This is a genomic window from Alphaproteobacteria bacterium, from assembly GCA_025210155.1.
GTDB lineage: Bacteria > Pseudomonadota > Alphaproteobacteria > Rs-D84 > CASDRH01 > JAOASE01.
Genome location: JAOASE010000006.1, coordinates 38,962 through 56,666, shown reverse-complemented (window position 1 = coordinate 56,666; position 17,705 = coordinate 38,962). Strand labels below are relative to the sequence as shown.

At 30.6% G+C, this 17,705-nt stretch carries 17 protein-coding genes; 8 read left to right on the top strand and 9 right to left on the bottom strand.

Annotated elements, in window-relative coordinates; genetic code table 11:
• Positions 1-29 precede the first annotated feature (29 nt).
• From N4A44_01965 to pheT, 6 genes are all read left to right on the top strand, one after another.
• Entirely contained in the window at positions 30-2,210 is a 2,181-nt protein-coding gene (locus N4A44_01965) for a type IV secretory system conjugative DNA transfer family protein (protein MCT4552410.1), read from the top strand.
• A gap of 200 nt (positions 2,211-2,410) precedes the next feature.
• Positions 2,411-2,626, top strand: coding sequence for a 50S ribosomal protein L35 (locus tag N4A44_01960; GenBank protein MCT4552409.1), 216 nt, complete (start codon positions 2,411-2,413; stop codon positions 2,624-2,626).
• Positions 2,627-2,638: 12 nt separating this feature from the next.
• Entirely contained in the window at positions 2,639-3,001 is a 363-nt protein-coding gene (gene rplT, locus N4A44_01955) for a 50S ribosomal protein L20 (protein ID MCT4552408.1), read from the top strand.
• 127 nt (positions 3,002-3,128) lie between these two features.
• Entirely contained in the window at positions 3,129-4,157 is a 1,029-nt protein-coding gene (gene pheS, locus N4A44_01950) for a phenylalanine--tRNA ligase subunit alpha (GenBank protein MCT4552407.1), read from the top strand.
• Entirely contained in the window at positions 4,158-4,406 is a 249-nt protein-coding gene (locus N4A44_01945; GenBank protein MCT4552406.1) for a Smr/MutS family protein, read from the top strand.
• 47 nt (positions 4,407-4,453) lie between these two features.
• Positions 4,454-6,874, top strand: coding sequence for a phenylalanine--tRNA ligase subunit beta (gene pheT, locus N4A44_01940; GenBank protein ID MCT4552405.1), 2,421 nt, complete (start codon positions 4,454-4,456; stop codon positions 6,872-6,874).
• A 48-nt stretch (positions 6,875-6,922) separates the two neighbouring features.
• Here pheT and N4A44_01935 read toward each other — a convergent pair whose 3' ends face one another.
• Complete coding sequence (locus N4A44_01935) at positions 6,923-7,645, bottom strand: hypothetical protein (GenBank protein ID MCT4552404.1); 723 nt, start codon at positions 7,643-7,645, stop codon at positions 6,923-6,925.
• A gap of 180 nt (positions 7,646-7,825) precedes the next feature.
• Here N4A44_01935 and N4A44_01930 point away from each other — a divergent pair, with 180 nt between their 5' ends.
• Complete coding sequence (locus N4A44_01930; protein MCT4552403.1) at positions 7,826-8,608, top strand: VacJ family lipoprotein; 783 nt, start codon at positions 7,826-7,828, stop codon at positions 8,606-8,608.
• 23 nt (positions 8,609-8,631) lie between these two features.
• Here the strand turns inward: N4A44_01930 and N4A44_01925 are convergent, their stop codons facing one another.
• Entirely contained in the window at positions 8,632-9,786 is a 1,155-nt protein-coding gene (locus N4A44_01925; protein MCT4552402.1) for a porin, read from the bottom strand.
• Positions 9,787-9,841: 55 nt separating this feature from the next.
• On the opposite strand from N4A44_01925, the gene N4A44_01920 reads away from it, so the two are divergent.
• Positions 9,842-10,546 carry an epoxyqueuosine reductase QueH gene (locus tag N4A44_01920; protein ID MCT4552401.1) on the top strand — a complete coding sequence of 235 codons (705 nt, stop codon included), beginning with the start codon at positions 9,842-9,844 and terminating at the stop codon, positions 10,544-10,546.
• 52 nt (positions 10,547-10,598) lie between these two features.
• Here the strand turns inward: N4A44_01920 and infC are convergent, their stop codons facing one another.
• From infC to N4A44_01885, 7 genes are all read right to left on the bottom strand, one after another.
• Positions 10,599-11,150: a translation initiation factor IF-3 gene (gene infC / locus N4A44_01915; protein ID MCT4552400.1), complete on the bottom strand. Its 552-nt coding sequence runs from the start codon at positions 11,148-11,150 to the stop codon at positions 10,599-10,601.
• A 151-nt stretch (positions 11,151-11,301) separates the two neighbouring features.
• Positions 11,302-12,051, bottom strand: a complete 750-nt coding sequence (locus N4A44_01910; GenBank protein ID MCT4552399.1) for an Hsp20/alpha crystallin family protein — start codon at positions 12,049-12,051, stop codon at positions 11,302-11,304.
• 63 nt (positions 12,052-12,114) lie between these two features.
• Positions 12,115-13,209: a UDP-N-acetylglucosamine--N-acetylmuramyl-(pentapeptide) pyrophosphoryl-undecaprenol N-acetylglucosamine transferase gene (locus tag N4A44_01905; protein MCT4552398.1), complete on the bottom strand. Its 1,095-nt coding sequence runs from the start codon at positions 13,207-13,209 to the stop codon at positions 12,115-12,117.
• 26 nt (positions 13,210-13,235) lie between these two features.
• Positions 13,236-14,372: an FtsW/RodA/SpoVE family cell cycle protein gene (locus N4A44_01900; protein ID MCT4552397.1), complete on the bottom strand. Its 1,137-nt coding sequence runs from the start codon at positions 14,370-14,372 to the stop codon at positions 13,236-13,238.
• Between the two features lie 26 nt (positions 14,373-14,398).
• Positions 14,399-15,478 (bottom strand): phospho-N-acetylmuramoyl-pentapeptide-transferase, encoded by a 1,080-nt coding sequence (gene mraY, locus N4A44_01895; protein ID MCT4552396.1) that lies wholly within the window; start codon positions 15,476-15,478, stop codon positions 14,399-14,401.
• Positions 15,479-15,599: 121 nt separating this feature from the next.
• Positions 15,600-17,330, bottom strand: coding sequence for a penicillin-binding protein 2 (locus N4A44_01890; protein ID MCT4552395.1), 1,731 nt, complete (start codon positions 17,328-17,330; stop codon positions 15,600-15,602).
• Between the two features lie 13 nt (positions 17,331-17,343).
• Positions 17,344-17,688 (bottom strand): hypothetical protein, encoded by a 345-nt coding sequence (locus tag N4A44_01885; protein MCT4552394.1) that lies wholly within the window; start codon positions 17,686-17,688, stop codon positions 17,344-17,346.
• Positions 17,689-17,705: the final 17 nt, after the last annotated feature.

Genomic DNA, 17,705 nt, shown 5'->3' with positions numbered 1-17,705 from the left:
ATATCTTATAAATTGGAGAGTTTTAAACTATGTTCAAAGAAAAATGGTTTACAAACGATGTCTCTGGAGATAGACATAAAGGTTTAGTATACGATATGATGTATGGAATATACGTCTATATTCTTGCGTACATGATGATAATCTTTACTCTTCATTTGTCAGCTTGGGCTAGAGAAGAATATGTTATAAGTGCTTTTTTCTCTCCAGAAATAAAAACATTCTATATAAATATCGTTAAGTCCAGAGGTCTATCCGTAGCAGTAGAATTCTTAGCTTGGTTAAATTCTTTGGTATTTTTAGATTGGAGCAATACTCCTTTATTGCCTCTATTACCAATTCCACTTTATTATGCTCTAAATGTTCATTATTCAAACTCCAATCCTTGGGGTAAGAAAAAGCACTTGAATCAAAAAGGTACAGGTAGAGAGGCAACAGAGGGTGATATTAAAAAACTTGGTCTCTTCGATGGTGTAATAACAGTACTTGGTAAATTTAAAGGTAAGTATATGAAGTTACCTGAAACACTTTCTGTTCTTGCCGCAGCACCTCCAGGAACAGGTAAAACAACAGCTATTATCATTCCAACACTGTTTAATTGTGATGATGTTTCAATAGTTGTAAATGATCCTAAGCCAGAACTTTGTTTCACTACATCTGGTTATAGAGCTAGTGTGGGTCCAACATTTACATTAAATTGGGGTGCTCAAAATGACCCTGAAAATGGAATCTATTATCCATCATGGAATGCACTATCTCCTAAACTAATGCCTCCTCAAGGCCCAGACAGAGATATGTATATAGAATCTATGGCAAACGTTCTTATTCAAGATAAGAAGGGTTCTTCCTCAGATCCTCACTGGTCTAATGGTGGTAAAAATGCACTTAATGGATTATTCCATTTCCTTTTCTCTAAATTTGAAAGAGCTAAAGCTTCAGACTATTTCTATCAAAGATTAAAAGAGGGAACTTTCGATTCAAAAGATGCCGACGTATTATCAGATTATTATATAGAAATAGATGATTCTTTCGCTAGAGGAGCATTGAAAATGCTTGAAGAAGGAAGGTTAGATTATCAAAATTATGTTCCTATTGGAACTTGGGAAGGTATTCCTGAAAAGATAAGAACAAATGAGCCATCTATTCCAATTTTATTAGACTGGATGACAGAAAGTCAGCTAAAAGCAGCAGAAATAATTAAAAAGAGACAGCAAGGTGGAGATCAATCTGCTATGTTCGCGGATCCAATGAAAGACTTCTTCGAAACTGCGGTTGCAGAAGCTAAAAAATTTAAATATTCAAATAGAGCGATATTAGAGTTAAACCAGTTAGCAAATACTCCTGATAAAGAAAGAGGTTCAATTCTTTCTAACGCAATGATGGGTATAGCAATTTTCAAAAACTCTGCGGTTAGAGAAAGAACATCTTCAACATCATTTGGTTTTGCGGACCTTAGAGGTATGATAGATCCTAAAGATGGTAAGTTCAAACCACTAACAGTTTATCTTTCTGTTAATGTTGAATATGCAAGAGCTCTTAATAAAATTTCAGGTATGTTCATAGAGCTTATGTCTAATTTTTTAATTGCTCATCCACCTAGTTCAACATTCAATGGAGAAGAAGTGGGGCCTTGCCCTGTGCTATTTGCATTAGACGAGTTCCCTCAAATGCCTCAACTTAGTGCGTTGATTGATGGTCCTGCAGTTGGTCGTGGACAAAAAGTTTCTTATTTATTGATATGTCAAGACTTAGGACAAATTGAGGCTGACTATGGAAGAGATGCTGTCGAAACAGTGATGTCCACTACTGCTGCAAAAATTATACTAGCTCAAAATAATGAAAAATCGGCCAAAAGATTTGCAGACATGATTGGTAATAAGACAATAGTTCAGGGAGATACTAGGCATGGTGACAAAAAGATTGATGGCTTCTCTCTTGATGTTGGAAAATCTCTTCAAAGTGAAAAAGTTTTTGACGCTATGGACTTAATGTCTTTACCATTTGGAGAGCAGGTAGTTCTTTACCAAGGAGCTCCTGATAAGCCAATAAAAGCAGAATCTCCATTGTGGTTTAAAGATCCAGTTCAAGTAGCCAAAAAAGAGATGCCTCAAGCTCCTTTCTTGCCTGATTGGGTGTTAGAAAGAGAAAAGTTAGAAAATTCTGCAGATGCAAAATTAGAACGTCCTAAAAAAAGAATGATGCTTCATGCCTAAAGCATTTAAAAAAGTCTTGCATTTACAAATAATTATTAATATAATCAACGAAAATAATGCTATAGGGCTCAAAGGTATGCCTTACAGTGTTAAATTAATCAATCTTTTTATAGAGAAAGGGTTAAGTATTTATAAGGGTTTAATTCCTTAATAAATCCCCTAATTGAATAAAAGATTAAAAATAAAAAAGGATTACAGAAATGCCTAAATTAAAAACTAAATCAGCTTGTAAAAGAAGATTTAAGCTAACTGGTACTGGTAAGCTAAAACGTTTCGGAACTGCTGGTCATAATCACTTTATGAGAAACAAAACTAAAAGACATAATAAAGCTGCAACTAAATCACACATCGTTAGTGACGAAAATGCAACTACTATTAAAAAATGGATGCCATTTGCATCTAAGTTCAGAAAATAAGGAGATTAGACAATGGCAAGAGTTAAAAGAGGTGTTACTACTAGAGCTAGACACAAAAAGATATTGAACATGGCTAAAGGATACCAAGGAAGAAATTCTACAGTATTCAGAGTTGCAGTTCAAAAAGTTGAAAAAGCATTATCTTATGCATATAGAGACAGAAAAAAGAAAAAATCTAACTTCAGATCTCTATGGATTCAAAGAATTAATGCAGCTGCTAGAGAAAATGGCCTTACATATTCTCAATTAATGGGTGGTTTGAAAAAAGCTAACATCCAACTAGACAGAAAAGTTCTAGCTGACTTAGCAGTAAACAACTCAGCAGAATTTGCTGCAGTAGCAAAAGAAGCAAAACGATTTATTAGCTCTAAATAAGGGCAGCTTTAAGCATAAAATAAATTGTTAAAGTTTTAAGAGAGGTTGCCCCAATTGGAGCAACCTTTTTTTGATTTGAAAAATAATCCAAAAGCTTTATAATAAAAGGAAAGCAAAGGAAGAGCAAATGATAGAAATAAATAAAGATCAATTAATAGAGAAAATTAAATTAGTTAATACATCTGAAGAACTTGAAGCTGTTAAGCAAGAAATATTCGGTAAATCAGGTGCTGTTGCTAATGAAATGAAAAAGATGGCAACTATTCCAAATGATCAAAAGAAAGAATTTGGACAAGTTATGAATGAAATAAGAACAGCTCTTCAAGAAAGTTTTGATCAAAAAAGAAATGATATAGAAACAGCTCTTCTTAATGAAAAGTTAAAAAGCGAAAAGTTAGATCTTTCTCTAACATCTCCTGATGTTAAAAAATCTGGTAAGCTTCACCCATTAAATAAAGTCATAGAAGAAATAAATGAAATTTTCTCTTCATTAGGATTTAGTTTTGCCGAAGGACCTCATGTTGATTTTGATAAGTATAATTTCGAGGCATTAAATATACCACCTCATCACCCAGCAAGACAAGAGCAAGATACTTTTTATTTGAGTAATGGTCATCTACTAAGAACTCAAACATCTAATGTTCAAATTAGAGAAATGCTAAAACATGGTGCTCCAATTAAAATATTTGCACCAGGTAGAGTTTTCAGAGTTGATAACGATGCTACACACGTTCCAATGTTCCATCAGGTAGAAGGTCTTTGGATAGATGAAAAAGGTAAAGTTACTATGCAGGATTTATTATCAGTTCTAAAAACATTCTTAAAAGAATTTTTTGAAATAGATGATCCTCAAATTAGAGTAAGACAGCACGACTTCCCATTCACAGAACCATCTGTAGAAGTAGATGTTTTCTATAATGGAGACTGGATGGAGCTATTAGGCTGTGGAATGACACATCCTAAAGTTTTAGAAAATGCTGGAGTAGATAGTTCTAAATATAGTGGCTTTGCATTCGGAACAGGAATAGATAGAATCGCTATGGTTAAATATGGAATTAAAGATTTAAGAAAATTCTTCGAAACAGATGCAAAGTGGTTAGAATATTACGGCTTCGATCCAGAAGATAATTCTAATAATCAAAATGGATTAAGTTAAATGCAAAAAGAAATTGACCTGCATGGAGAAACTCAAAATGAAGCATTTTCAATAGTAAAAAAAGCTGTTATAAACGGTTTCATAAATGGAGAAAAAACTCTTCGTATAGTGACAGGTAAAAGTGGAATATTGAAACAAAAACTTCCACTTTGGTTAGAAGCAGAGCAATTTGAAGAGTATATTCGAAAAACAGATTTCGATAGAAATAATACAGGCGTTTTAATAATATATTTAAAGAAGAATAAATAGGAAAAATCTTCGTGTAAAATTGAAGAGATTAGCAAAAGGAAAATAAAATGAAGTGGACACACAATTGGTTAAAAGATTATCTAGATACAACTGCAGCACCAGAAGAAATTGCAGATAAACTAACTATGATAGGATTGGAAATAGAAGAAATAGAAAATCCTGCAGAAGCTTTAAAAGATTTTATAGTTGGTGAAATTTTATCAGTTGAAAAACATCCAAACGCAGACAAATTAAATTTGTTAAAAGTTAATGATGGAACGAAGACTCTTAACATAGTTTGTGGGGCTCCAAATGTTAGAAAAGGTTTAAAGGGAATTCTCGCAAGACCGGGAAATATAATTCCAGAAAGCGGATGGAAATTTGCTCCAGCAAAAATCCGTGGAGAAGAATCTCAAGGTATGATGTGTTCATGTAGAGAATTAAAAGTTGGATCTGATCATAATGGTATTATAGATATTCCATCAGATATAAAATGTGAAGCTGGTGAATCAGCAGTTCCAGTTTTAGAAAAAATGTTTGGAATAGACACTATATATGATGGAGAGATAACTCCGAATAGAGCGGACTATTTAGGTGTTAGAGGTATAGCATATGACCTTCAATCTGCGGGTCTAGGAACTATAAAAAAAGAAGCTGAAACTTTAACTGAAATCAAAGAAACTTTTGCAAATCCTATCAATGTGAAAATTAAAAATTCAGATGCTTGTCCTATGTTCGCAACTTACTATATTAAAGGTATTAAAAATTGTGAATCTCCTCAGTGGTTAAAAGATAGATTGGAAGCTGTTGGAATAAATCCTAAATCTGCTTTAGTTGATATTACTAATTATATTTGCTTTGATATGGCTCGACCTCTACATGTGTTTGATGCTAAGAAAATTTCAGGGTCAGAATTAACAATTTCTACGGATTCGACTGGAAAATTAAAAGCTTTAGATGATAATGAGTACGAGGTTAAAGAAAATGACATAACTATTTCAGATGCAGAATCATTAGTTTCTATTGCCGGAATTATGGGTGGGTATGAAAGTGGATGTACAGAAGAAACAACAGATGTTATCTTGGAATCTGCATTATTTGATCCTATCAAAATCAGACAAACAGCAGCTAGATTAAAAGTTAATTCAGATGCTAAATATAGGTTCGAAAGATTTATAGATCCTGCGTCTACTATAATGGGAATTAAGAAAGCCGCAAAACTTATTCAAGAAGTTTGTGGTGGGGAAATTTCAACTTTAAACATAGTTGGAAAAGAACCTAAAAACGTATTTGAAATTACATATCCAATTTCTGATTTTAAAACTCTTATTGGAATAGATTGTCCTAAAGAAGAAATGATTAGAATTCTTAAAGGTCTAGGTTGTGAAGTATCTGATAATGGAAATAAATTGAAAGTTACAACACCTTCCCATAGAGGAGATCTTCATGAAGCTCATGACATTACGGAAGAAATAATCAGAATATATGGTTACGATAAAATTCCTTTAGTTACTCCAGAGAAAAAAGATTCTATTTCTTGTTCAATTCCTCTAGCAAATAAAAGGGAAGCAAAATTAAGAAGAGTTTTAGCATCAAGAGGATTAACAGAAATAATCTCTTGGGAGTTTGCTAACGATGAAAAAGGTAAATTATTTGGATGTAATTCTAATATAAAAATTAACAATCCAATTATATCAGAATACAACGTTATGAGAGAATCTTTATTACCAAATATAGTTTCAGCATTATCTCATAACCTTGCAAAAGGATATAAAAATTTATCGTTCTTTGAAGTTGGAGAAGTTTTCTATGGAGAAGGAAATCCTGAAGAGCAAAGTAAAAATATAGCAGGTATTAGATCAGGATTAAATTTCGAAAAATCTTGGAATGGAGAAAGTAGAGAAGTTAATATTTATGACATTAAAAATGACCTTCTTTCTTTATTAAAAGAGATAGGTTTAAAAGAAGAGAAATTAACTATATCTCAAGATGAAAGTTTTGTTCCTGTTTGGGCTCATAACTACAGAGGTGCATCTGTGCTTTTAGGTAAAAAAGTTATAGCAACTTTTGGACAACTTCATCCAAATATGTTGAAAGCATTTGGAATAAAAAGAAATAATCTTTTTGCCTTTGAACTATACTTAAATGAAGTTCCTTCCCCAAAAGCTAAAAAGCAAACTCAAAAGGCGCTGTTGAAAAAATCAGACTTACAACCTCTTTATAAAGATCTTGCTTTTATACTAGATAAAGATACAAAAGCTGGAGATTTAATTAAGGAAGTATATAAAACGGATAGAAATCTAATTTCTAATGTTAACATCTTCGATGTTTACGAAGGAGAAAATCTAGAAGGTAAAAAATCTATAGCTCTTTCAGTAGAAATAGACCAGGGTGAAAAAACTTTAACAGATAAAGATATCGCATTGTTAATAGAAACTATATCAAACTCAGTTAAGAAAACGTTAAATGGAGAACTTAGAGATAAATAATCTATTTAATATAAAGTAAAACCCTCTTATTAATTAAGGGGGTTATTTTTATAAACTTATAATATCTCTCTTAAATAAATCATAACTAAAACTTATTATTAAATTATTTTCAGCCCATTCATCGCCCAAAACTAGGTTTGCTAGTCTCTGAACATTGTCAGCCTCAAGGAATTTTCCGGAATCATATATGTTTAAAGATGTATCAATCTTAAAATCAAATCTCTCAGATGAGTTCAAAACATCTATAGCTATATTAAACATAAAAGAATCTGCATTTTCGTTTTTAGATCCAGAAGAAATTTTAATTCCAGCAACATTTTTATTTAGAATGATACTCTCAATTATATTTTTGATATGTTTATTATTTTCAAATAAATGGTTTTCTAATACAACGAATAGACTAACTCTTTTAAACTTGGCTTTAGCCATCATCTCAATACTCTTATCAAGCTCTTCAATAGAAATGTCTTTCTGAGGTATATACTCGATAGAACTAACACCCTTAGCACAAAGATTTTTAATATTTTTAAAAAGTTCTTCATTGGAAAAGTCATTGTCAAAGTTGTCTAGTATAACGCTGTTAGATATGTTTTCCTTTTCGGTATTTTTCCAAATAGCATCAATAAATCTCTCAGTAGTAGATATGTTTTTAAACTTATTATTCTTAGCTAAATTACAAATATTAATAATATCATCCTCACTTAATGCTTCGAAATATACATTAAGAGATATAATATTAGTATTATTTTTAACAAATTCATCTAATGTCATCTTAAAAACTTTTCTCTTTTAATTTTATATAATTGCTATTACAATATAATCATTATGAGAATTATTATACACAAAATTTTATTACTTGTCATTTGCTTTTTTCTATTTTTAGCAAATCCTTTTTCAAAAAATATAGCTTTAGCTAGTAATTCGGAATTAGCTAAAAGATCAGATATATCTGTGATAGAAAATGATGAAAAAATATACAATGTTAATTTAATAGAGACAGAGTTAATAAACATAAAAGACTTAGATGAAGATTTTAATAGAAGAATTCATAAATTAAATATGAGTTTTTCAAGAAATATACTTGGGCCGTTAGCTAATTGGTATAATAGTATGAGAAATGAAACTGCTCATGAAGGTTTATTAAACTTTTTCGAAAATTTATTGGAGCCATTATATGTTCTTCATAATTTCCTACAATTTGATTTAGAAAATGGATTCAAAGGTACGGTTAGATTTGGACTTAATTCTACTGTCGGAATAGCAGGGCTTTATGATTTTGGAGATGAAGTTTTAGGTTGGGAAAGAGATGAGGAAGATATGGGGCAAACATTGGCCGTATGGGGAGTTCCAGCTGGATATAATATATATTTACCATTGGTAGGTCATATGAGCACTAGAGAAGCTGTTGGTGGAGTAATAGATATCTTTATAGATCCTTTAAATTCAGCATGGAAGCATTGGATACCAAGCAGAGCTAAAAGAAGTGCTACTCAAATGGCTTTTTGGGGTGTTAAAAACTTTTTATATTATTCTGATAGAATTGAGTTAATAGAAACGGTTGAAAGAACTTCACTAGATTCTTATATAACATTCAAAGAATATATTATGAGAGGTAGAATAGCAGATATAAACGATATTCCTGTTGGAGAGTTAGTTCTTGATTCTGATAATTTTGGAGAAGATTTAGACAGTGATTTTGATGATATGGAATTAGATGATTTCGACATCGAATAACACCTAACTCCATATATTATTCATTAATAGTTTGGAGAATCATTCCAAACACTAGATTCAGTAACACTATCCATTACATTAATAGTATCTCTAAGATTAATTCTAAATCCGAAAGATACAAGATCCCCCTCATTAGAATCCCCAGTTTCATCCTTATATTCTACTTTTCCAAAAGATGTTGAAAGAGTAGTTCTCTTATTAAGCTTGTAGTTAAATGAAAGCATTTCTAATTTACTTTCGTCATTTCTTTTATTTGAAACAAGTCCCTCAGCTTCAGATTCATGAACTGAGAAACTAGCTTCCCATGGTCCAAATGAATAAGCTAAACCATAATTGTAAGCATTACCTTCATAAGAAATGTTTTCAGGAGAGTTTTCATCTATCAATCTAACGCCAGCACCAAGAACTAAATTATGATAATTTATATTTGTTCCTGCACTTACTTCTGTTCTTCCAGAGGCTTTAGAATATCCATCTATGTTTGTGTCGTCAGCATATAAAATTGCTGCAAAAACTGATGTTTGAAATGCGTTTGAATAGAAAGAATCTTTCTTCAAAGATAAAGAGAAAGAACTTCCAAAATCATCTTCTCTAGAATAGAATTCATCTTCTTTATTAAATTCTCTATCACCAGTTGAAAAGTTAAATCCAACTTTAAAATCATTATCCATTTTATAGATATAATTGATACCCATCTTTTCTTCACCAAAGTCAGATGCAATGCTATCTATCATAGTAAATCCAGGTGTTGGATATATGAATTTATAAGCCATAGATCTATCAACCCCCATCAAACCAACATCAGGTGCAGATACCATCATCTTCGCAGCTATATCTTTAACTTTACCAAGTTCTAATCTTGAAGAATTAAATTCTAAGAAAGCATAAGCTTCTTTTAAAAAATCTTGATTTCTATCTAAGTAGCTGTAGTTATAATCAGAATCTAAAACAGCAGTAAATCCTAATTTTGTTTGTTTAGATAGTTTTTGAGCTAATGAAAAGCTACCATAAAATCTAGCTCCTTCAGAAAGACTATCACTTTCTCTATCTTGATCTCTACTAACAATCATAGCTGTAGTAGATGTATTATAACTAAAATCTAAAGCATGTGAAGTACTAGTATTTAGAGATACACAAGCAATTAAAAAAGATCCTATAGATATATTTTTTAACTTCATTTTTCCTCTTCCATTTTTATTAATAACGATATATGATGTATTATAGCAACAATAGATGAAAAGTAAAAGGTTTATTATGGCAGATTTATTAAACATACCTCTAGAATTTCCATTTGAACAAAAACAACTAGTTTTGCTGACTTGTTGTGCTCCATGTTCATGCGAAGTTATAGAGAGATTAGCTAAAAACAACATAAACACTACAATACTTTTTTATAATCCCAACATTTTTCCAGAACAAGAATATAATAAGAGATTAAGAGAAAATAGAAAACTTGCTATTAAATATGGCTTCCCATTTATAGATTTAGAATATGAAGCAGATAAATGGTTAGAAGAAATAAAAGGGCTAGAAAACGAACCAGAAAGAGGTAAGAGATGTGAAAAGTGTTTCTCTATGAGATTAAGAAAAACATTCGAATATGCTCAAAGGAATGGTTTTAAAGTAGTAAGCTCTACGTTAGCAACATCTAGATGGAAAGATCTATCTCAGGTTAACGAAATAGGTAATAGAATCGCTAAAGACTTTAGTTTAGATTACTGGGATATAAACTGGAAAAAGTCAGGCGGACAAATTAGAAAAGCTGAATTGATAAAAGACTTAAATATATATGAACAAGATTATTGTGGCTGTCCTTTTTCCCATAGAACAGAAAAGAAAGTTTCAGAAGAGAAGCAGATAAAAGATTTCAACATCGAAAAAACAATAGAAGATATAAATCCTCTTACAAAAAAAGAAATAGATGATTTACTAAAATAAAAAATAGGTTAAATTAATAACCTATTTTTAATATTCATTTACAAGAAAGATATTAGTCCTTAGATGTTTCGCCTGGAGCTAAAATCATCATCATTTGTCTTCCTTCAAACTTTGGTTTAACATCTAAAGTTGCTAAATCACCTAACTCTTCTAAGATGTTATCAAATATTTTTTGAGCCTCTTCTTTATGAGCAAATTCTCTTCCTTTAAATCTAAGAGAAACTTTCACTTTATCTCCTTTACCTAGGAATTTAACAGCTCTTTTAACTTTTGTATCAAAGTCATGTTTTTCAATATTTGGTCTAAATTGTAATTCTTTAGTTTCTACAATTTTAGTTTTCTTTTTATTTTCGTTCTTTCTTTTCTTCTCTTCATATTTCCACTTGCCATAATCCATAATTTTGCAAATTGGAGTCTCAGAATTAGGATTAATTTCTAATAAATCTAATCCAGCTTCTTTAGCAAGATCTAACGCTTGCTTAGTAGGTATAACACCTAAGTTTTGACCGTTATTATCAATAACTTGAACAGAAGGAACTCTAATTTGTTCGTTTCTTCTTGGCCCTAAATCTCTTTGTTTAGGATTTCTATTAAAAGTATTTATAACAATTCTCCTTGTATATAATTGAACGTTTATTTAAGCAATTATAAATTATAACTTTTCAAAAAACAAGAATAAACTCAAGGTAATACTTACGTAAAAAATATAGCCTCCGTTTAAGAAGACTATATTTAAATTACTTAAGATAATGTTCTTATTTTATCTCAATTTTTTTATCTTTAACTTTCTTTTTAAAAGATATTCTAAGTTCATCATTTTCAATTACAGCACTAGCAGATTTAGTATCTACATTTTGAGGTAGTAAGAACTCCTTATGATATGAATTAAAACTAGCTCTTCTAGAGTAAGAGTCTTCGTCTTTTTTAACATCATCAATTTTCTTTTCTACATTTATAACTAGAACACCATTTTTTATTGAAAGATCGACCATATCTTTGTTAATTTCATTTAATCTCACAACATAAGTTATGCTATCAGCATCATCTTTCATAGAAAAGTTTCTTCTTAGAAATCTATTTCTCTCTTGAACTTTTTCGAAAGGTTCTACAAATTCATCTTCAAATCTATCAGCAAACCTTTCAAAACTTCCGGCCATATCATCAAAGTTTCTTTCCATTTCATCGTAAAGTTCTTCAAAAGCATTTCTATGAAAATCTCTATGAGGAGCCACTTTCTTATGCATTCTTTCTTTTTGTTCTAGAAAAGAATTCTTTCTTTGAGATTTTTCATCAAAAGATCTTTTGCCTTCTAATTGTTTATCCAAGCAATCACCAGAGCACTCTGTAACTTCAATCTCATTAGAAGAAACATTATATAACTTATATCCAAGTACAGAAGACGTTAAAAATAAAACTAAAACAGCACCAGAAAGCATTTTAGTTTTATCCATTTTTTGAAAATTCTTTGGAGTATACTTTTTCTTATTATTTGATTTTTTATCCATTTAAACCTCCTTTTAATTAATTCATATAATAATTATTAGTAGGATAAATGACAAAGTCAAATTTTAAAATTCTTCCTTAAGAACTAGAGGTATTTCTACGCTACCATTCTTAATAGAAACCTGAGATAAAGCCTTGTTCATATCTAAAAGTTTTTTACCATCAAAAACTTCGTTAAGAATGTTTTTTAAAACTTCCGAAGAATACTCTTTAGGTTCTATCATAAGAGCTCCACCGACAGATGTTAACTGCTCAGCGTTAAGGAACTGCTGTCTATCCTTATGCCAAAGAGGTATGAAGATAGAAGGAACACCCAGCAAAGCATTTTCCACTACTGAAGAAGCACCACTTCTTCCAATAAACAAATGGCAGTCTTTATATAATTCAGACATATTATCAAAGAAAGGTTCGCAATTAATATTCTTAGATAATCCAGCATTTTCATAAATATCTAATACAGTATCAATATCTTCTTTTCTAACCTGATGATTTATATTTAATCTAGATTTTACTTCATCATCAAGTAAAGAAAAAGCTATTGCACAATCTTTACCAAGGGCAGCAGATCCTTGAGAACCTCCAGTAATAATAATATTAATCTTTTCATCTTTTGAAGGAGCTTTATATTTTTTACTTTCTGAAAGTTTTAAAATATTTTCTCTAAGAGGAAGTCCTGTAAAAACTATTTTACTATTATTTCCAGCAGGAATGCCTTTTACATTTTCGAAAGAGGTCAAAATTTTATTTGCAAATCTACAAAGTATTTTATTAGATAATCCCATAACAGAATCAGCAGAGTGTATTATAACTTTCTTTCTTAATATCCATCCTGCCAATATAACAGACACAGTAGTATACCCGCCAAATCCAACTATCACTTTAGGTCTCATAAACAAAAGCTTAATAAATGAAATAAAAGAGCCAAATCCAAGTTTCATCAAACTCATTATTTTAAATAATTTAGATTTACCAACTATCCCCCCAGCAGGTATAGAAATAACTTTTTCAAAAACCCCTTTTTCAGTAAACTCTTTACCTCTTTTATCTGTTATAAGAAATACTCTATAACCATCTTTTTTCATTTCCTTTGCAACAGCAACAGAAGGGAATAGATGTCCGCCAGTACCACCAGCAGTAAAAACTATTTTTTTATTTTTCATATTAAAATCCTTATCAACAAAATGTATTAAAAATTATATTTTCTAGTTAAGCTTATTAAAACCCCAAACACAACTGCAAAACATAAATATGAAGAACCTCCATAAGATACAAATGGTAGAGTAGCACCTTTAGAAGGTATTAATCTTAAAGTACCTCCAATATTAATCAAGCATTGCGTTAGAAATAATATTATCATAGGGAATGCAACAAATAATGCAAAGTCATCATCTATTAGGCGTTTTTTACACACTTTAAATCCTTTAATAACAATCCAAAGTATCAGGCAAAGAACTCCAACTCCACCAATAATTCCAAGATTTTCAAATATAGCTGCTAAAATGAAATCTGTATGAACATCGGGAACATTCTTTTTCAATATATTTCCAGGAGATGAAAAGAATCCAGATGCTTTAATAGTTCTCAAAGCACTATCAATCTGATAAGTATCTGATTGCTCTGGATACAAGAAAGTATTTATTCTTTTATGCACATGGGGTAGGGTGTTATAAGCCAAAAATATCATACCCACACCGATACCAGCAAATCCAATAACATATTTCCAAGGAAAGCCTGCAATGAAAACCTGAGAAGCAAATATAACGAAGAAAACAAGTGTCATACCAAGGTCCGGTTGAATAATAATATTTCCAGCAATAAATCCGAATAGAGCAAGTATAAGAACTCCAAGTTTTCTAGCTTGAAGAGTTCTATTCTTTTTCATATTTTTCTTAAATCTAACAAGTAGAATAGCATTAACAATAATATAAAATGGTTTTAATAATTCAGATGGTTGAATAGTTGTGATACCTATATCAATCCATCTAGTACCACCTTTAATAGTGGTTCCTATAAAAAAAACAGAAACAAGAAGGGCAAGAGTCCCTATAAAACCTATTATACCTAAACTTTTAATTCTTCTTTGATTTGAAAAAGAAAATATAGCCATTACTATACAAGATACAAAAGCATATATTAAATATTTTTTAGTAAGAGCAAACCCATTGGCGCCAATTCTTTGAGCATTATAAGGAAAGGCTGAGAATGCCATAAGAAAGCCTATAACCATAAGAGCTATAACAGGAATTAACAACCCCTTATCAAAAGAAAGAAGCTTCTCTTTCATTTTGTCTCTTATATCAATACTTTCTATTTCAAAACTCATTATCTCTCCTACAGAACTAATCCAACTTATCTAAGTTTTATACTCAATAAAGCAATCATACAGAATAGGAAAGAAATTATCCAAAATCTAGCCACAATCTTTTCTTCAGCCCATCCTGAAAGTTCAAAATGATGGTGTAAAGGAGCCATTTTAAAAACTCTCTTACCATTACTTATCTTATAATAAACTCTTTGTATAACAGATGAAGATATTTCAGCAATGAATACAGCTCCAGCAATAGCTAAAACAAATTCACTCTTCAACATAACAGATAGAATACCTAAGAAACCACCTATAGCCAAAGAACCGCAGTCCCCCATGAATATTTGAGCAGGTTTAGAGTTGTACCAATAAAATCCTAGTAATCCACCAATAAATGCAAATGATAGAATTAATAACTCAGACGCATAAGGTATATATTGAAAATGTAAATAATTAGAATAGTCAACCCTTCCTAAAAGGAATGCAAATATCGCTAAAACAGAAATTACATTTATAGAAATCAAAGTGGCAAGTCCATCTAATCCATCTGTAATATTTACAGCGTTAGAAGTGCCGACAACAACAACACATGCAAATACTATAAAGAAAATTCCAAGATCTAAAGAGAAGTCTTTAAAGAATGGAAGTAGCACTTCATTTTGTAAATTAAAAGGGAATAGTTGTTGTATTGCATAAACAGCAGAACCAACAATTAAAAATTCTATTAATAGTCTTAATTTAGCACTTAAACCTTTAGAACTCTTTTTCTTAACAACAAGGTAATCATCAGCAAATCCAACTAAGAAAAATCCAGCCGTAACAGCTAAAGCAATCCATACAAAAGGATTAGTTAAATCAGCAAATAAAATAGAACTCAAAAGGAATGCAATTATAAATATAAATCCTCCCATTGTAGGAGTTCCTTTTTTAGATAAATGACTTTGAGGCCCATCTTCTCTAATAGTTTGTCCTTGCCCTTGAAGTTTTTTGAAAACAGGTATTAAATACTTTCCTAGTATTAGTGAAAATATAATAGAAATTATTAAAGCAGCGCCAGCTCTAAATGATGTATATCTAAGAACGTTAAAGATGCCATCGTGGCTTGCAAATAAATTATAAAGCATAAAATTCTCCTTAAATTTTTAATAAAAATATTATATCACAATATGTGGAATTTGAAAGTAAAAAATAGGATAAATTTAATTTGTTATAATTGGAATTAAGTAAAGCAAAAGGCACGGTAAACTAGTCTAGGATTTCATATATATCCTCAATAATATCCTTACTAACAGGAACAGCATTACAAGATGCGTCGTTACACCATTTTCTGATTTTTTCAGCTTTCACATCATTGAAGAAAATTAATAAAGAGTATTTAGGATTTTCAATTGGAAAAGCAGACGTAAAGAATGTTATCTTTGCCTCAGAATATCCTCCATTACCTTGTTTAAATGAAGTTCCTGTCTTACCACCAATTTTAATTTTATCAGATTTTGCTAATTGAGCAGTACCATTAAGAACAACAAGTCTCAAATTCTTTCTAATAATTTCTGAATTTTCTTCAGATATAACTCTATCACAATTTCTTCTAACAATATCTTCCGCTTCTTCAGATAGATTTATCAGTGTTGGATTAACATAGCATCCATCATTAATAGTTGCGTTGAAAGCTGAAAGTAAATTGATAGGGCTAACAGACATACCATATCCATAAGAAAGAACAGCGGTAGCAACTTCATTCCAAGGTTTAGGAGTTAGTGATAATCCAACTTCAGGAATCTCTAAAGGACTTCTTTCGAACAAATGAAATTTTCTTAAAGTTTCTTCCTGAACCTCTCTTCCTAATTCTAGTGCAATTCTAGCAGATCCAACGTTAGAAGAGTACGAAAGTACTTCAGGTATGTTGATAATTCCATGAGGCTTTTTATCTTTTATAGTAGCGCCTTTTATTTTAACAGGCTTTCTAGTATCATAAGTCCTACCTAGATCAAACAAGCCTTCTTCCAAAGCCATAGCAGTGTTGAAAACTTTAAATATAGAGCCAGCTTCATAAACACTTAAAGTCATATGATTATTATACAATTGATTGTTAACAAATTTCTTAGCATTCTTAGGGTGGTAATCAGGAAGAGAAACCATAGATATAACTTCACCTGTATCTTTTTTCATAAGAATTGCACCGGCATTTTTAGAAGAAAATCTCTCCATGGCATCAAGAAGATGCTTTCTAATCATATAATTAATATTCGTATCAACAGATAGCTTAATATTTTCATTTTTATTTGTATTTAATATAGCTTCGTTAAAATATTTTTCTATGCCACTAACACCATTATTATCAATGTCTGTACTTCCAAGTATTTTAGAGAATTGCTTTCCTTGAGGATAGAATCGTGAATTTCTCTTAATAAAGTTAAGTCCAGGATCTCCAATTTTCAAAACCTCTTGCTTTTCTTCAGGAGAAATTTTTCTTTTAACATAAACAAATTTTTTCCCAGATTTAAATCTTTTAAGTAGCTTGTTCTCGTTAAGCTCAGGAAAAATCTTTTTAATAGCTTTAGCCGTTTTCTCAGGGAATAATATCATGGAAGGGTTTGCATAAAGTTCTTCAATAGGAAGGTCTGTAGCAAGAACAACCCCCTTTCTATCTACAATATCAATTCTACTTAAGTTTTCATCTTTTGTTGTGGACTTGGCAATCTCAATTTTTTTCTTAAATAAATTTTTAAATGGATTATTAACTTCTACAGAAAGGCTTAAAGCTCTGTATATTATACCACCAAATAGCAAAAATGAAACAAGTATTAAAACATTTATTCTAAGTTCTCTATCAACTTTTTTCTTATCTATAGTGACACTGTTTATTATAAAGGAAGGAATTTCTTTTTTGTAATTAATAGAGACCCAAGTATTATGCTCAAACCATTTGTTTAGCATCTTATTAAGTCTCTCTCTAAAAGTAATCTTCCTCTTCATGAAATACCCAATTTTATTCAAAAGCTTTGGAATTAATTTCTAATTGTTCAATATAGATTTTTCTATTTTTGTTTTGATAATCATCTTTTAAATATAAGTCATAAAGATGAGCAATTCTAGGATTTGAAGTTTGATATTCAAACTCGGTTTTTAAAATCTTTAATTGAGTATCTAAATCTCTAATCTTAGCATTTAATCTTGTAGTTTTAGTTGCGTTAACAGATATGTGATATTGGATACTATAAACAAGAAGAAATATAATCAAAAATATAAATATAGAAAAACCACCACGAATCTTATTCGGATGAAAAATTATGTCCTTCCACAATATTAATACTTTTTTTAAATTTTCTTTCATTTACTTAGCTCTCTCCA

Coding starts and splice junctions, on each gene's coding strand:
- N4A44_01965 (MCT4552410.1), top strand. CDS start 30: ATGTTCAAAGAAAAATGGTTTACAAACGATGTCTCTGGAGATAGACAT.
- N4A44_01960 (MCT4552409.1), top strand. CDS start 2,411: ATGCCTAAATTAAAAACTAAATCAGCTTGTAAAAGAAGATTTAAGCTA.
- rplT (MCT4552408.1), top strand. CDS start 2,639: ATGGCAAGAGTTAAAAGAGGTGTTACTACTAGAGCTAGACACAAAAAG.
- pheS (MCT4552407.1), top strand. CDS start 3,129: ATGATAGAAATAAATAAAGATCAATTAATAGAGAAAATTAAATTAGTT.
- N4A44_01945 (MCT4552406.1), top strand. CDS start 4,158: ATGCAAAAAGAAATTGACCTGCATGGAGAAACTCAAAATGAAGCATTT.
- pheT (MCT4552405.1), top strand. CDS start 4,454: ATGAAGTGGACACACAATTGGTTAAAAGATTATCTAGATACAACTGCA.
- N4A44_01935 (MCT4552404.1), bottom strand. CDS start 7,645: ATGACATTAGATGAATTTGTTAAAAATAATACTAATATTATATCTCTT.
- N4A44_01925 (MCT4552402.1), bottom strand. CDS start 9,786: ATGAAGTTAAAAAATATATCTATAGGATCTTTTTTAATTGCTTGTGTA.
- N4A44_01920 (MCT4552401.1), top strand. CDS start 9,842: ATGAAAAGTAAAAGGTTTATTATGGCAGATTTATTAAACATACCTCTA.
- N4A44_01910 (MCT4552399.1), bottom strand. CDS start 12,051: ATGGATAAAAAATCAAATAATAAGAAAAAGTATACTCCAAAGAATTTT.
- N4A44_01905 (MCT4552398.1), bottom strand. CDS start 13,209: ATGAAAAATAAAAAAATAGTTTTTACTGCTGGTGGTACTGGCGGACAT.
- N4A44_01900 (MCT4552397.1), bottom strand. CDS start 14,372: ATGAGTTTTGAAATAGAAAGTATTGATATAAGAGACAAAATGAAAGAG.
- mraY (MCT4552396.1), bottom strand. CDS start 15,478: ATGCTTTATAATTTATTTGCAAGCCACGATGGCATCTTTAACGTTCTT.
- N4A44_01890 (MCT4552395.1), bottom strand. CDS start 17,330: ATGAAGAGGAAGATTACTTTTAGAGAGAGACTTAATAAGATGCTAAAC.
- N4A44_01885 (MCT4552394.1), bottom strand. CDS start 17,688: ATGAAAGAAAATTTAAAAAAAGTATTAATATTGTGGAAGGACATAATT.